The organism is Melghirimyces algeriensis (genome assembly GCF_900182565.1).
In the GTDB taxonomy this organism is placed as follows: Bacteria; Bacillota; Bacilli; order Thermoactinomycetales; family DSM-45169; genus Melghirimyces; species Melghirimyces algeriensis.
The window spans coordinates 85,412-100,516 of sequence record NZ_FXTI01000008.1 but is presented as its reverse complement, the minus strand read 5'-3'; the positions used below and the strand labels follow the sequence as shown (position 1 = coordinate 100,516).

Genomic DNA, 15,105 nt, shown 5'->3' with positions numbered 1-15,105 from the left:
TTAGTGGAGAATGCCTGCAAGGGCGTTTAGGGGCAAAAGCTCCACTGTGATTTTGCTCCTGCCCGTAGAGATTCGGAGCGGACAATTTACATCTTTGATGGACAGCAACCGGAGCGAGTTTGGGTAAATGCCACCGCACACTCTCTTTTACAACGCTTTCAGACAGAGGAGTGACAGCTGATGAGCCAAGGAGAAGAGCTGAACGAACTGTTGCAGGTTCGCCGAGACAAACTGGAAACCTTACGGGAACGGGGAATCGCTCCCTTTGGACACCGATTTGAACGTACCCATACCGCACAGGAGATCCTGGATGCCTTTGATGCCCTAAGCAAAGAAGAGATTGAAGCGAAAAACCAACCCGCAGTGATTGCCGGACGGCTGGTGGCCAAGCGGAAGCAAGGGAAAGCCTCTTTTGCCCACTTACAGGACCAAAGTGGCAAAATCCAGATCTATGTCCGGAAAGACCAGGTGGGAGAGGAAGCGTATGAAACCTTTACCACCGCCGATTTGGGAGACTGGATCGGAATTTCCGGTGTCGTCTTTAAAACCAACCGGGGGGAGACCAGCGTCAAAGCCAAGGAAGTCACCTTCCTCAGCAAATCCCTGCGCCCCCTGCCGGAGAAATTTCATGGACTCAAAGATGTGGAGCTCCGTTACCGCAAACGCTACCTGGACCTGATTATGAACCCGGATGTAAAAGATACCTTTATCACCCGGAGCCGGATCATCCGTTCCATGCGTCAGTATCTGGATGGACAAGGCTTTCTGGAAGTGGAAACCCCGACCCTGCACAACATTCCCGGCGGTGCGGCGGCCCGTCCCTTTATTACCCACCACAACGCCCTGGATATGGACCTTTATATGCGGATCGCCATTGAACTTCACCTGAAACGATTGATCGTCGGCGGGATTGAAAAAGTCTACGAAATTGGACGGGTGTACCGGAATGAAGGCATCTCCACCCGGCACAATCCGGAATTCACCATGCTGGAACTCTACCAGGCCTTCGCCGACTTCCATGACATCATGGATCTCACCGAAAACGTGATCACCCATATTGCACAGGACGTACTGGGCACCGATACCATTACCTATGGGGAACATACCATTCAGCTGGGCAAACCCTGGGCCCGCAAACATATCGTCGATCTGGTCAAAGAACATACCGGTGTAGACTTCTGGCAGGAAATGAGCGATGAACAGGCCCGCCAACTGGCAAAAGAGCATGGAGTGGAACTGAAACCCGGCATGACCTTCGGTCACATCGTCAATGAATTCTTTGAGCAGAAAGTGGAAGAGAAACTGATCCAGCCCACCTTTGTCTACGGTCACCCGGTGGCCATCTCTCCACTGGCGCAAAAGAATGAACAGGACCCCCGCTTTACCGACCGGTTTGAGCTCTTTATCGTCGGTCGGGAACATGCCAATGCCTTTACCGAACTGAACGACCCCATTGACCAGCGGGAACGCTTTGAAGCCCAGGTTCGGGAGAAATCCCAGGGCAACGACGAAGCCCATCCCATGGATGAAGACTTCCTGGAAGCCCTGGAATACGGCATGCCCCCCACCGGCGGTCTCGGCATCGGCATCGACCGCCTCGTCATGCTTCTCACCAACAGCCCCTCCATCCGCGACGTCCTCCTCTTCCCCACCTTACGGGACCAGGGATAAACAGATAGACAAACGAGAGAAAAACCCGACAACCGACTCGGTTGCCGGGTTTTGTTTTTTGGATTGTATATTCAAAAAAATAGGATTTCATATAAATAAAGAATAAAATGAAGGGATCTATTCATTGTATAAAGGGAATAGATGCTTCAAATATTTTGTCCCATTCCGCAATCATACAGAAGAAAGTCGTAAATTCATCAGCCATAGGACCAATATGATTTAAAATATAAAACATTCACAACAAATTAGGTGAAATGCGAAAATATCTTTACAAATACATAGGTTTGCAGTATTCTTTGAAATCATCACTTTTTATTCAAAAACTAATCCGTAGGAGAAAAGATGTAAATTATAATCATAACCTTGAGTTTGTCGGATGATTTGGAATATAATAACTCAGGAATAAGAAATGCTTTCCAATTCCAGATACTTTTTTATTAAGGAATGAGTGGGTTGGCGGAACATATCATCTATCTGGTACTGATCCTCCTCTTGATTGCGGCAACCGTTACAGACCTCAAAGAACGCTTGATTTACGATCGGTTTGTTGTCATTGGACTGATGACTGCCGTCGTTGTTCGACTGTTCCACCGACCGGAACCCTGGTGGAATTATCTGTTGACAGGGTTGGGCGTCTTTATCGTCTTAATCATCTTTGCCGCGTTCACCGATGAACGATCCATCGGCGGAGGAGATGTCAAACTGTTTGCTATGATCGGACTGGCTGTGGGGTGGGAGCCATTTCTGCTGATTTTTCTACTATCCCATGTGTTGGCCGCCCTCTACGTTCTGGGTTGGAAGCTGATACAATGGAAAAATGTCTCAGGAAAGAGTGAATTCCCCTTTGCACCCTTTATACTGACAGCTACCGTGCTGATTTATGGACTTTTTTGGTTGTGGTGAATCGATTGATAGAAAAGAATACTTGATTAAATTGGATTGAGAAAAATTATGTAAGCGGGTGTCAACATTTATGCAGGATGCAAAAAGAAGAGCCATTATATTTTTGGTTATTGCGTTGCTGTTGGCTGGGATTGCCGGTTTTCTGTTTTTGCAAAAGGTGAGTGTGGTGGATTCCAGGTTGGGGGAAATGACCACGGTATATGTAGCCAAAAAAAATATTTCCTCCCGTGAACCTTTGCGACCGGAGTTTTTTGAAGCAAAGGAAGTGCCTGCACAGTTTGTTCAAGAATCCACGGTGACAAACCTGGAGGGGATCCAGGTGGGCGAACATACACTCCCCGTTCAACAATTGGTTTCTGTTGTTCCGCTTTCTGAAGGAGAATTGCTGACAGACAGTGTATTAAAGATGCAGTCATACCTTACGGCCAATGATAAGCGGATGGTGACCTTATCACAGTCCGACAAAGTACACTTTGATGGCTCATTGGAGACCAATGACCGGGTAGACTTGATTGTTTCCGACCAAAAAGATGGAGGACCGGAGACGACCATCTTTATGCGGGATGTTCCTATTGTTGGGGTAGCGAAAGATGAAAATGGAAATGTGACGGGAGTTGGTTTGGAAGTCTCCTTAAAAGAGGCAAAAAGGCTGATTCATAAACAGAACTTTTCCATGTCCATCCGTGTGTTGAAAGCCCCAAGCGAAAAAAAGGGAGCAGGAAAAAAGAAAAAGCAGAAACAAACAGACCAAAACGAAACAACAGGTAATTCTCCACAAACAGTCAATCCTCAGCAAGGTCAGACACAAGGGCAAACACCCGGTCAGACACCTTCAGGAGGAGAAGTTCATGATGACCGGAACCCGGCTGCTCAGACCAACTGATTTCATCTTGGGGACAGTCGCATGAAATGATCGTAGTCAACATAATACGTGGAAGATGGGAGCTGCAATATTATGGGAGCCCAAGAAAAAGTACTCATTGTAAGCGATGATACCACTTTGACGGAAGATCTGAGATCCAAAATCACCAATGAGTTTCCGCAGATTCAATCGATTGAATCACATGAAGTGCGCCGGGAAATTGTTCGCTTGAAGCCGGATATTGTATTGTTGCATGAACCCCAAGAGGGGACCAGCATACAGTTGCTTCCCTACATTTCCAAGGAAGTTCCGGATGCAGTCACCATTTTTCTGACTGAGCGACGGGACCCGGTTCGCACAAGGGATGTCAATCGGGCCGGAGCGTTTGACATCTTGTTTCTACCGGATGAGATTCATGCCTTGGATGATGTATTGGTCCAGGCAGTGAAAGCATTGCAGAGTAAAAGTGCCCAGGAAGAGGCAGCAGCTGCCTTCTCTTGGGCGCAAGGTCAAGTGGTTTCTTTTTACAGTGGAAAAGGGGGTAGTGGACGAAGCCTGACGGCGTCCACTTTGGCCCAAACAATCGGACTGGATTCCAATGCAAGCGTATTGTTGGTGGACTTAAATTTGCAATTCGGCGGTTTGGAAACCATTTTAAAAATTGATACGGGTCGACACATTTTTGATTTGGACCCCGTATTGAATGAATTGAATGACAACCATATTCGCAGTGTCACAGCGGTGGAAGAGCGTTCCCAGATCGAAGTGTTGCCCAGTCCCAAAAATGCTGAGATCGCCGAGCAAATCACGGAAGATCATGTTCAGCGTTTGTTGCGAACCGCACGCCTTTACTACGATTACATTTTGGTGGATTTACCGACGGAGATGACCACCGTTTCCTATACCGTGCTGGAGGAATCCGATTATATCTTCTATGTCATGATTCCGGATATGCTCTCCATGAGTGTCTTTCGGACAGTTCTGGATCTCTTCTCCAAATTGGGCATTGACCCCAATGACCGTTTGCAGATGGTGCTGAACCGGATCAGTCGGGATACGGAAATCGGGCATAAAGATGTCAATCGCCACTTCCTTTTTCCAGTCATCGCCAATCTGCGGGATGACACCAAACGAATTCAGCAATTGATCAATCAAGGGAAGCTTGTTCGAAACAGCCGGAAAGAACGTGGAATCCCCGTTTATGCCCGGGATGTTCAAAAACTGGCCAGTTGGCTGTTGAAACAGCAAACCAGTCAGACGGTGTAAAGGAGGGAGAAGATTATGGGGTTGTTTACCCAATCCAACCAAAAAGGGAAGCGACTGCCCCGCCGTACTGCGAGTGAAGCCCGCTCAAGCTTGCATGACACCCGGGTGGATGAACTGGCGCAACATTTTAAAGCGAGACTGTTGCGGGAGACAGATCTGGAAAAATTGACCCAAATGCCTTCATCTGAATTACGAGTAACGCTGGACCGGATTATTGGCCGATATATGGCGGATGAGCAAGTGGTTCTTCCCCAGCAGGATCGTGAGCGGCTGATTTCACGGATCATTGATGAGTCGGTCGGTTATGGTCCCTTGGAGACTCTGTTGGAGGATGATGACATTACGGAAATTGTCGTCAATGGCCCTTATGAAGTCTTTTATGAAAAAAAGGGGAAGCTTCACAAGACCGACATCCAATTTCGCGATGAGGAAGCCCTGCGGCATGTGATCGATCGCATCGTAGCACCGGTCGGTCGGCGGATCGATGTAAGTTCCCCGATGGTGGATGCGCGTTTGCCTGACGGAAGCCGGGTGAACGCCGTGATTCCGCCGATCAGTTTAAAGGGGTCTCTGCTTTCCATTCGGAAATTCCGGAAAGAACCGATTCAACTGGATGATCTGATCTCCTTCGGCAGTCTCACCCCGGAGATGGGGGAATTCCTGACCGGGTTGGTCAAGTCCAAGCTGAACCTGATTATTTCCGGGGGGACCGGCAGCGGGAAAACGACACTGTTAAATGCCCTGGCTTGCTTTATTCCGGAGAATGAACGGATTGTGACTATTGAGGATATGGCGGAACTGCGCATTCCTCATGGTCATGTGGCCGGAATGGAGGGGCGACCGGCCAATGTGGAAGGAAAAGGGGAAGTCAGCATCCGTCAGTTGGTGCGAAATGCCTTGCGGATGCGCCCCGACCGGATTATTGTCGGTGAGGTTCGTGGCTCTGAAGCTTTTGACATGTTGCAGGCGATGAACACGGGTCATGAAGGCTCTTTAACCACCGTTCATGCCAATACGCCGAAAGATGCTTTAAGCCGTTTGGAGGCGATGGTGATGATGTCCGGAATGGACCTGCCCACTGAAGTGATCCGACAATATATCCTGGGTGCAGTGGACCTGATTGTCCAGATTGGCCGGTTGCCTGATGGACAACGGAAAATGCTGGCCATCTCGGAGGTTATCCAACAAGAGGATGGCAGTGTCCAAGTGGTGGATATTTTCCGCTTTCAACAGACCAATGTTTCCGATGACGGTCGTGTGGAGGGACACTTTACAGCCACCGGTCATCTGCCTTCTTGCCTGGGCCGGCTCCAGGCCTATGGCACGCCCGTCGATCCCCAGATCTTCACCCCGGTTCAGGAGGTGGAGAAAGAATGATGATTGCCCTGCTTGGGGGCGGAGCAGTTTTCTGCTTCTTCATGGTGTTCTATTTCTGGATGCAGTACCGGCGGGAAAAAAAGCAGGTTCATGAACAGTTTGATCAATTTGCTGAGATTGCTTCCCAGGATCGGTGGTCGGACCGACTGGCCGATAAACTGGACGAGACGCAGTGGGCCAAACAACTGGAACCAAGGCTGAAAAGGGCAAGCATCAAGATTCGTCCCTCAGAATATGGAGCCATCCTGTTTATGGTGGGTTTCTCGTTGGTGCTGTTTTTATACTATGGCATGGGGGCTCCGCTATGGATCGGTCTGATGATAGGAACTACACTGGTTCCCTTTATCTCCAAAATGTTCCTGGAATCCCGTAGAAATATATATGTACGGAGAGTGGAGAGTCAATTATCCGAAGTTTGTCGCCTGTTGAGCAGTGCTGCAAGAGCGGGGCTGTCCATCCCCCAGGGATTGGAACTGGTAGTAAAGGAAATGGCACCACCGGTAAGGGATGAGCTGGCGATTGTGGTTCGGGAGTTGCAGTTGGGCAAGGACCTGGAAAAGTCCTTGCAAGACTTGTATCGAAGGGTGAATAGCCGGGATGTCCGGATCTTTATCAATGCCTTGATTATTCAGCAACGGGCGGGCGGTGACTTAGGGGCTGTGCTTGGTGAAATGGCTGGAACGATGGAAGAGAGAAAGATTATATCCAAGACGATTGATGCTTCCATTTCCCAGTCCAAATATACCGCTTATTTTCTACCTGTAATATCTGCTCTGATGGTTTATATGATGAGTCAAATGATTGATGACTTTTTTGACTTTTTTACCTCGATGATGGGATTGGTGGTTCTGACTATCTTTGTGGTGATGCAAGTCGTCGGATTCCTTCTCATTAAGAAAATTTCGGATATCAAGGTTTAGAGGGGATCGAGATGAGTAGCATAGGGATTTATATGATGGTCGTCGGTTCATGGTTTTGCCTCTTTTTTGCTGCTGCCTCCTATTATGGGTATCAAATGGAGAAAAAACGAATTCTGATAAATCTGGATGAACGTATTCCTCCCTGGAAGGTGATGAAACAGACCCGAAGCAAGACGGATCTTATACGTCATTGGATGGATCAGTTGGCTCCCACAGGAGAGAAAATCGAGATATTAAGTGATCCGGTGGAACTGGAGGATCATTTGGTGAAAGCAGGTCATCCTTATGGGCTGACCGTCAAGCGGTTACAGGGAGCCAAGCTTTTAGGGACATTTTTTGGTTTGGGATTGGGTGTACTGTATTGGTTGATTGGCTTGCCTTTCGCTCCGATCATGCTTGTATTTTCTCCGTTTATCGGCTATATGGTTCCAATATATGGGATTCGATGGTTGGCGAAAAGGCGACAGGAACAGATTCGATATGAGCTCCCGGACTTTTTGGATATGATGAGTATTACGCTTCAGGCCGGGATGGGATTGGATCAAGCACTGACCTATTATGTGGAAGCGACTGAAGGACCGCTTAGTGAGGAATTTTCCCGTTTAAATCAAGAGATTCAGTTTGGTGTGCAACGGGAAGCCGCTTATCGGTCATTGCTTCTTCGCACCACTTCCCCAGAGTTGGAAGCTCTGATCCAGTCCATGATTCAGGCCCACAACCTGGGTACTCCTATTGCGAAAACCTTTGCAGAGCAAGCGGAGGAGATGCGCCGAATGCGTGCCGAACGGGCAAAGGAGGCTGCCGGAAAGGCTTCACCCAAGATTTCTCTTGTTTCCGGCTTTATCATCGCTCCCTCCATTATGCTCTTGATGCTGGGGGCGATTGCTTACAGCTATTTTATCAAGCAAAACCTCTTTGGAGGATAAACTCTGAAAAGGAGGTGAGGTTGTCCAAAGCAACAGTGGAAAAGGTGTTTTGTTGGTTTTGGCATTATATTTTCATTAGGAGGCGTTTGTATGGACAAAAAGATGGAGTGGAAACTGCGTTGGGAGGCAATGAAGGAATACTTGCCTTCGTTCAAAAAACCTTTTGCCAGTCAAAAAGGTTCTCCCACGTTGGAGTATGTCACCATCCTGGCAGCGGGTGCAATTTTGGCGATGATTGTAATTAATGTGTTCCAGGCTGATGGAGACGGAAGTGTTAAAGAAACAATAAAAACTGAGATTAAGAAAGCAGTTGAAGGAGAGGCGGGCGACGGAGGTGATGATGGAAACGATGATGAATAATAACATGGTTGAAAGGGCCGTCTGATGACGGCCTCTTTTCCCAAAAGGAGGAGAGTCCAAGATGAAAAACCGTTTATATCCGTGTCTGACCATCCTTTTCTCCATATGGTTGGTGATCAGTGGTTGCAGTACGGGAGAAACGAATGGAGACAAGAAAACAGCGGAAAAGAAAGAAGAGAAAATTCCTGAAGCGGCCCATGATCCCAAGGAGATTATGAAGCAAAAACCGGGGCGTTTTTCTGGAGAGAACTATGACCAAAAGAAAGTGGAAAAAGCCTTGGACCAGTTTCCAGACAATCTGAGCACTGAAGAGGCCTATGACCGGTTGGTTTATCTGTTGGGAGAAAACTACCGCCCCAAATACGAAGAAGTAATGAACCTGGATCCCACAATCCGGGTAAATGAGAAAACACCGGATCAGAAAGTGGATGTTCCCTCGATTGAACGGATGAATGTGGAGATCGTGTTGGATGCCAGTGGCAGTATGGCAGGGGAGGTGGATGGCGGGGTCAAGATGGACTTGGCTAAACAAGCGATCAAGAAATTTGTATCTGAACTGCCGGAAGAAGCCCATGTGTCCCTGCGGGTTTACGGTCATAAAGGGAGCAACGAGAAAAAAGAGAAGAAGGTCTCCTGTCAGAGCAATGAGCTGGTCTACCCCCTGAAATCCTACAACTCCGACGAATTTACAGAGTCGTTGGATCAATTTGAGCCCACGGGTTGGACCCCATTGGCATCAGCGATTCGAGCGGCTAACGACGATTTGAAAGAGTGGGAAGGAAAAGATACGAGGAATATTGTCTATGTGGTGAGTGATGGAGTGGAAACATGCGGAGGCGACCCGGTAAAGGAAGCAAAGAAACTGGGAGCATCCGGGATTGAACCTATGGTAAAGATTATTGGATTTGATGTGGACAATGCCGGTCAGAAACAGTTGAAACAAGTGGCCAAGGCCAGCAACGGATCTTATCAGACGATTCAGTCCGGAGATGATTTAAAAGAGTATTTGGAGGCGGAGAAGAAGAAGCTGAGGGAAGCTTGGAAAGGTTGGTCAACTCACAGTTATCTGAAAGCTGGAGAGAAATGGGGAGGGAAAATTCGTAAGCTAGAATCCCTTCTTTATAAAAAGCCAGATGGAAAGGAAAGAGGTTTAGCGTATATAGTAAATCAAGAAATTGATCGATTAAAAGACGCTGCAAAGTATCTTGAGAAAAATGAAAAACTGAAAGAAAGAGCTACTAATGTGAGACATCCACTTCTGGGTAAAATATATCGAAGAGAGACAAGTATAGATAGCTTTATTGGTGATTTGGAGGTGACGATGATAAATAAGCTGGATAAAGAAAAGAAAAAAGAACAGAAAAGAATTAGAGAAAAAGAAAAAGAGATGACGGATCAATAGAAGAAGCGGTGCTCAACAAAAACAATGGTCTCCACCTTTCCTAGAATTGTCTGTAAGTTGCGAGGAGAGTCCAAGATGAAAAACGGTTTATTTAAATCTCTGTTGATTCTTTTCTCCACATGGCTGGTGGTCAGTGGTTGCAGTACGGGAGAAACGAATGGAGACAAGAAAACAGCGGAAAAGAAAGAAGAGAAAATACCTGAGGCGGCTCATGATCCCAAGGAGATTATGAAGCAAAAACCGGGGCGTTTTTCTGGAGAGAACTATGACCAAAAGAAAGTGGAAAAAGCCTTGGACCAGTTTCCAGACAATCTGAGCACTGAAGAGGCCTATGACCGGTTGGTTTATCTGTTGGGAGAAAACTACCGCCCCAAATACGAAGAAGTAATGAACCTGGATCCCACAATCCGGGTAAATGAGAAAACACCGGATCAGAAAGTGGATGTTCCCTCGATTGAACGGATGAATGTGGAGATCGTGTTGGATGCCAGTGGCAGTATGGCAGGGGAGGTGGATGGCGGGGTCAAGATGGACTTGGCTAAACAAGCGATCAAGAAATTTGTATCTGAACTGCCGGAAGAAGCCCATGTGTCCCTGCGGGTTTACGGTCATAAAGGGAGCAACGAGAAAAAAGAGAAGAAGGTCTCCTGTCAGAGCAATGAGCTGGTCTACCCCCTGAAATCCTACAACTCCGACGAATTTACAGAGTCGTTGGATCAATTTGAGCCCACGGGTTGGACCCCATTGGCATCAGCGATTCGAGCGGCTAACGACGATTTGAAAGAGTGGGAAGGAAAAGATACGAGGAATATTGTCTATGTGGTCAGCGATGGAGTGGAAACATGCGGAGGCGACCCGGTAAAGGAAGCAAAGAAACTGGGAGCATTAGGAATTGAGCCCATGGTAAAGATTATTGGATTTGATGTGGACAATGCCGGTCAGAAACAGTTGAAACAAGTGGCCAAGGCCAGCAACGGATCTTATCAGACGATTCAGTCCGGAGATGATTTAAAAGAGTATTTGGAGGCAGAGAAGAAGAAGCTGAGGGAAAAGTGGGAAGCGTGGTCAACTCACAGTTATCTGAAAGCTGAAGAGAAATGGGGAGGGAAATTTCGTAAGCTAGAGTCTCTTCTATATAAAAAACCAGATGGAAAGGAAAGAGGTTTAGCATATATAGTAAGTCAAGAAGTTGATCGACTTAAAAAAGCTGCTAAGTATCTTAAGAAAAATGAAAAACTGAAAGAAAAAGTTGATGAATCTTACGAAACACATCCTCTGCTAGAAAAAATAGATGATAGAGAGATGGATATGGATAGCTTTATTGATGATTTGGAGGTGACGATGCTAAATAAGCTGGACAAAGAAAGGGAAAAAGAACAGAAAAGGATTGAAGAAAAAGAAAAAGAGATGACGGATCAATAGAAATAACGGTGCTCAACCCCAAAACAATGGTCTCCACCTTTTCTGGAATCGTCTGTAAGTTGTAAGGAGAGTCCAAGATGAAAAACCGTTTATATCCGTGTCTGACCATCCTTTTCTCCACATGGCTGGTGATCAGTGGTTGTGGTACGGGAGAAACGAATGGAGACAAGAAAACAGCGGAAAAGAAAGAAGAGAAAATACCTGAGGCGGCTCATGATCCCAAAGAAATTATGAAGCAAAAACCGGGGCGTTTTTCTGGAGAGAACTATGATCAAAAGAAAGTGGAAAAAGCCTTGGACCAGTTTCCAGACAATCTGAGCACCCAAGAGGCCTATGACCGATTGGTCTATCTGCTGGGGGAAAATTATCGCCCCAAATATGAAGAAGTAATGAATTTTGATACTGCAATCCGGGTGAATGAGAAGACACCGGATCAGAAAGTGGATGTTCCTTCGATTGAACGGATGAATGTGGAGATCGTGTTGGATGCCAGCGGCAGTATGGCAGGGAAGGTGGATGGCGGGGTGAAGATGGACTTGGCCAAACAAGCGATCAAGAAATTTGTATCTGAACTGCCGGAAGAAGCCAATGTGTCCCTGCGGGTTTACGGCCATAAAGGGAGCAACGAGAAAAAAGAGAAGAAGGTCTCCTGTCAGAGCAATGAGCTGGTCTACCCCCTGAAATCCTACAACTCTAACGAATTTACAGAGTCGTTGGATCAATTTGAGCCCACGGGCTGGACCCCATTGGCATCAGCGATTCAAGCGGCTAACGACGATTTGAAAGAATGGGAAGGAAAAGATACGAGGAATATTGTCTATGTGGTGAGTGATGGAGTGGAAACATGCGGAGGCGACCCGGTAAAAGAAGCAAAGAAACTGGGAGCATCCGGGATTGAACCTATGGTAAAGATTATTGGATTTGATGTGGACAATGCCGGTCAGAAGCAGTTGAAACAAGTGGCCAAGGCCAGCAATGGATCTTATCAGACGATTCAGTCCGGAGATGATTTAAAAGAGTATTTGGAGGCAGAGAAGGAGAAGCTGAAGGAAAAGTGGGAAGGTTGGTCAACTCACAGTTATCTTACAGCTCAAAAGAAATGGGGAGGGAAATTTCGTAAGCTAGAATCTCTTCTATATAAAAAACCAGATGGAAAAGAAAGAGGCTTAGCGTATATAGTAAATCAAGAAGTTGATCGACTTAAAAAAGCTGCAAAGTATCTTAAGAAAAAAGAGAAACTGAAAGAAAAAGTTGATGAATCTTACGAAACACATCCTCTGCTAGAAAAAATAATCAATAGAGAGAGAAGTATAGATAAGTTTATTCTCAATTTACGGGTATCAATGATGGACAAACTAAGAGAAGAAAGAGAAAAAGAACAGAAAAGAATTAGAGAAAAAGAAAAAGAGATGACAGATCAATAGAAAAAATCGTGTTCAACCCCAAAACCAATCCGTTCACTTTTGGGGAGAAAGCTTAAGTCTCCCCTTCCCATTTTTGTTTTGTTCGAAATCAATATCGTTTATAGGTTTCTACGAACTTTGTCTTATTCATTTTGAATATTATGACATAGGTATATTTGATGAAGAAGGGTTTTCTAGGAGGCAAGGCTATGTTTTCTATTTATAGGGTCTTGCGGCGTCGACGTGGCAATGTCACAACCTTCTGGGTAGCTGGATTGCCCGTATTTATGATGATGTTTATGTTTCTTGCAAGTATGGCTGTTGTTTGGATGACACAATCCACCTCTCAAGTGGCGGCGGATGCGGCCAGTTTGGCTGTGACCAAGAAGTTGGATCAGATAGTGGAAGAGGAGAAGCAACAGCAAATGGCTGCCGTAGCGAGACGGAACGAGGGAAAAGAACCGGGCGACCCAGGGTATATAGATCCTTATTATGCGGTGTTGGGAACCGAACAAAAGCGTCAATCCTTTATGGAACGGGTGGTTTACGGACATAAGGCGGAGCTGATTGCGACCGTTCGTTCCTATGCGAAAAAAAATGGTGGTGGAAAACATGGCGTGATCCGTCTGTCGGTTCACGATCGGGTAGAAGTGGTGGTGAAGACCAAATTTGAGCCTCCCATCTTTAAGGAGGACTTTAAAAATACTGATGTTCATGGAAATGGAACGGGTCCCCGACGGGAATATATCGCTTGGACCGAAGAGGGTTCCATTGAAGTGAAATATTAAATCATCTCTGGATAAGGGGGGATTCATATTGGCTGTTATCGACCGTGTGAAACGGTTGATCTCAAAGGGCAGAAAAGGAGCGGCCACGCTGGAATTTGTCATGATCCTGCCTTTGGTGATTCTGATGTGTGTGGTCGTTTGGCAATTGATCGTGGCTGGCATGGCTTTATGGGAAGCGCAGTCGGCATTAAAAAATGGAGTGCGCCTGGCGGCATCCTCTGGTAGCGCAAAAGAGGCGGAGCGTGAAGGTCGCTCCTCCTTTCAAGGGTCAGACTATTATTCGCTGGATTCCTATAAGGTAGAAATCAAAGACAAACAGGCGATTGCCAAAGCCAAGGTAAAAATTAAAGTCCTGTTTATGTCTTCCTCTCCCATTACTTATACCAGTTCAGCCAAAACACCCCTTTATGATGATGCGCGCAGCCAACTGGCTGGGAGTATGACATTGGCGGGGCCATTGGTGACATCCGGGGGAAGATTTGGACCTCCCGTTAAAAATATGAATGTCACATCTTCCTTTGGAATGCGATTCCATCCTGTTAAAAAGGTATATAAATTGCATACGGGTACCGATTTTGCCGGTGGGGTGGGAACGCCCATTTATGCGGCCGGGGATGGTGTGGTCACCCGGGCCGGTCCTTCCAGGGGATATGGAAACCTGATCATTATCAATCATGGGAATGGTTTGGAAACATGGTATGCCCACATGTTCTCCCATCAAATCGGTGTCCGTGTAGGTGATCGTGTGAAGCGGGGAGATCATATTGCCGGGATTGGAAATGCAGGGTATTCAACCGGTGCCCACTTGCACTTTGAAGTCAGATACAATGGGAAACCGGTCAATCCCATGCCGTATCTTAATGGAGGATAGAGGATTTCCTTTAAAAACCTTCGTTTATGGAGGAGGTTTACATGAAAAAACATATCAGACGATGGATGTTGCACAGTCAAAGGTATCGTCGGGGTGCAGCCACGATTGAATTTATGGTCATCTTACCGTTATTTTTCTTGTTGGGTTTGGTCGTCTGGCAATTGGTATTGACTGGGATGGCTGTAGTGGATACCCAAGCAGCGGTTCGGGATACCGTCCGTGTGGTTTCCACTTCAGGGGATAAAGAAAAGGGGGTCAAGGAAGGAAAGGATTCTTTTGGTTCCCCTGAGGGCTATTCGTTAAAAAAATTAAAGGTGAAGATTGAGGGAGAGGAAGTGCTGGTCAAGGCAACCACAAAGATTCCCTTGCTATTTATGGATTCCTCTCCCTTTACCTATCAGACACAATCAAAAGCACCCATGCTGGCACAACCTGTATTTGGTCAAGCGAATATGGAAGCTCCTAAAGGGGCTACATCCTTGGGAACATTTACATTGACGGCGTATACAGCCGGTCCGGAATCTACCGGGAAATCCCCCGGAGATCCCGGATATGGGGTGACAGCAAGTGGAGCCCCGGTATCCGAGGGAGTCACCATTGCGGTGGACCCTTCGGTCATTCCGCTTGGTTCAAGAGTCTATATTGAAGGGATTGGATATCGGACGGCACAGGATACAGGAGGAGCCATCAAGGGCAACCGCATCGATGTTTATATGGATTCACTGACGGAAGCGCGTCTGTTTGGAGTGAAAAAAAATGTCCGCGTAATGCTGGTGGACTAAATGACCTGCAATGAATAGAGATGCGATGTTGAAGGGAGGAATGGGGATCACTAGGTCCCCAACCTCCCAAACCGTAATCTACATAAGTTTTAAAGATATACGGCTTATAAAAGAGGCTTAAGAGAGGAATTTAATTGATTGTGAAATGAGCA

14 protein-coding genes are annotated in these 15,105 nt (G+C 46.7%); all 14 read left to right on the top strand.

Features of this window, described 5'->3' with window-relative positions; genetic code table 11:
- Positions 1 to 180: 180 nt before the first annotated feature.
- The 14 genes from lysS to FN782_RS17515 all read left to right on the top strand — a co-directional run bounded on the left by lysS (position 181) and on the right by FN782_RS17515 (position 14,953).
- On the top strand, positions 181 to 1,671 hold the full coding sequence (gene lysS / locus FN782_RS12180) for a lysine--tRNA ligase (protein WP_142506084.1): 1,491 nt from the start codon (positions 181 to 183) through the stop codon (positions 1,669 to 1,671).
- 453 nt (positions 1,672 to 2,124) lie between these two features.
- On the top strand, positions 2,125 to 2,574 hold the full coding sequence (locus FN782_RS12175; protein WP_185956265.1) for a prepilin peptidase: 450 nt from the start codon (positions 2,125 to 2,127) through the stop codon (positions 2,572 to 2,574).
- A 70-nt stretch (positions 2,575 to 2,644) separates the two neighbouring features.
- Positions 2,645 to 3,457 (top strand): Flp pilus assembly protein CpaB, encoded by an 813-nt coding sequence (gene cpaB, locus FN782_RS12170; RefSeq protein ID WP_185956264.1) that lies wholly within the window; start codon positions 2,645 to 2,647, stop codon positions 3,455 to 3,457.
- A gap of 72 nt (positions 3,458 to 3,529) precedes the next feature.
- On the top strand, positions 3,530 to 4,702 hold the full coding sequence (locus tag FN782_RS12165; protein WP_142506081.1) for a CpaE/TadZ family protein: 1,173 nt from the start codon (positions 3,530 to 3,532) through the stop codon (positions 4,700 to 4,702).
- 15 nt (positions 4,703 to 4,717) lie between these two features.
- A complete protein-coding gene (locus FN782_RS12160) occupies positions 4,718 to 6,079 on the top strand; it encodes a TadA family conjugal transfer-associated ATPase (protein ID WP_142506080.1) in 1,362 nt (453 codons plus the stop codon).
- Complete coding sequence (locus FN782_RS12155; protein WP_142506079.1) at positions 6,076 to 6,999, top strand: type II secretion system F family protein; 924 nt, start codon at positions 6,076 to 6,078, stop codon at positions 6,997 to 6,999. The genes FN782_RS12160 and FN782_RS12155 overlap by 4 nt, the downstream gene beginning before the upstream one ends.
- 11 nt (positions 7,000 to 7,010) lie before the next feature.
- Positions 7,011 to 7,925 (top strand): type II secretion system F family protein, encoded by a 915-nt coding sequence (locus FN782_RS12150; protein ID WP_142506078.1) that lies wholly within the window; start codon positions 7,011 to 7,013, stop codon positions 7,923 to 7,925.
- 90 nt (positions 7,926 to 8,015) lie between these two features.
- Positions 8,016 to 8,285: a hypothetical protein gene (locus FN782_RS12145; protein WP_142506077.1), complete on the top strand. Its 270-nt coding sequence runs from the start codon at positions 8,016 to 8,018 to the stop codon at positions 8,283 to 8,285.
- 61 nt (positions 8,286 to 8,346) lie between these two features.
- On the top strand, positions 8,347 to 9,687 hold the full coding sequence (locus FN782_RS12140) for a vWA domain-containing protein (RefSeq protein WP_142506076.1): 1,341 nt from the start codon (positions 8,347 to 8,349) through the stop codon (positions 9,685 to 9,687).
- Positions 9,688 to 9,762: 75 nt separating this feature from the next.
- Positions 9,763 to 11,109: a vWA domain-containing protein gene (locus FN782_RS12135; RefSeq protein ID WP_185956263.1), complete on the top strand. Its 1,347-nt coding sequence runs from the start codon at positions 9,763 to 9,765 to the stop codon at positions 11,107 to 11,109.
- Between the two features lie 77 nt (positions 11,110 to 11,186).
- Positions 11,187 to 12,533, top strand: a complete 1,347-nt coding sequence (locus FN782_RS12130) for a vWA domain-containing protein (RefSeq protein WP_142506074.1) — start codon at positions 11,187 to 11,189, stop codon at positions 12,531 to 12,533.
- A 188-nt stretch (positions 12,534 to 12,721) separates the two neighbouring features.
- Positions 12,722 to 13,300 carry a TadE/TadG family type IV pilus assembly protein gene (locus FN782_RS12125; protein ID WP_185956262.1) on the top strand — a complete coding sequence of 193 codons (579 nt, stop codon included), beginning with the start codon at positions 12,722 to 12,724 and terminating at the stop codon, positions 13,298 to 13,300.
- A 28-nt stretch (positions 13,301 to 13,328) separates the two neighbouring features.
- The gene (locus tag FN782_RS12120) at positions 13,329 to 14,171 is read left to right on the top strand and encodes a peptidoglycan DD-metalloendopeptidase family protein (protein ID WP_221930185.1); all 843 of its coding nucleotides are present in this window, start codon (positions 13,329 to 13,331) and stop codon (positions 14,169 to 14,171) included.
- A 41-nt stretch (positions 14,172 to 14,212) separates the two neighbouring features.
- A complete protein-coding gene (locus FN782_RS17515) occupies positions 14,213 to 14,953 on the top strand; it encodes a 3D domain-containing protein (protein WP_425462708.1) in 741 nt (246 codons plus the stop codon).
- The last annotated feature ends 152 nt before the right edge of the window (positions 14,954 to 15,105 follow it).

Bases quoted from the DNA above. Each gene is read 5' to 3' on its own strand.
- lysS (WP_142506084.1), top strand. From the start codon at position 181: ATGAGCCAAGGAGAAGAGCTGAACGAACTGTTGCAGGTTCGCCGAGAC.
- cpaB (WP_185956264.1), top strand. From the start codon at position 2,645: ATGCAGGATGCAAAAAGAAGAGCCATTATATTTTTGGTTATTGCGTTG.
- FN782_RS12165 (WP_142506081.1), top strand. From the start codon at position 3,530: ATGGGAGCCCAAGAAAAAGTACTCATTGTAAGCGATGATACCACTTTG.
- FN782_RS12160 (WP_142506080.1), top strand. From the start codon at position 4,718: ATGGGGTTGTTTACCCAATCCAACCAAAAAGGGAAGCGACTGCCCCGC.
- FN782_RS12155 (WP_142506079.1), top strand. From the start codon at position 6,076: ATGATGATTGCCCTGCTTGGGGGCGGAGCAGTTTTCTGCTTCTTCATG.
- FN782_RS12150 (WP_142506078.1), top strand. From the start codon at position 7,011: ATGAGTAGCATAGGGATTTATATGATGGTCGTCGGTTCATGGTTTTGC.
- FN782_RS12145 (WP_142506077.1), top strand. From the start codon at position 8,016: ATGGACAAAAAGATGGAGTGGAAACTGCGTTGGGAGGCAATGAAGGAA.
- FN782_RS12140 (WP_142506076.1), top strand. From the start codon at position 8,347: ATGAAAAACCGTTTATATCCGTGTCTGACCATCCTTTTCTCCATATGG.
- FN782_RS12135 (WP_185956263.1), top strand. From the start codon at position 9,763: ATGAAAAACGGTTTATTTAAATCTCTGTTGATTCTTTTCTCCACATGG.
- FN782_RS12130 (WP_142506074.1), top strand. From the start codon at position 11,187: ATGAAAAACCGTTTATATCCGTGTCTGACCATCCTTTTCTCCACATGG.
- FN782_RS12125 (WP_185956262.1), top strand. From the start codon at position 12,722: ATGTTTTCTATTTATAGGGTCTTGCGGCGTCGACGTGGCAATGTCACA.
- FN782_RS17515 (WP_425462708.1), top strand. From the start codon at position 14,213: ATGAAAAAACATATCAGACGATGGATGTTGCACAGTCAAAGGTATCGT.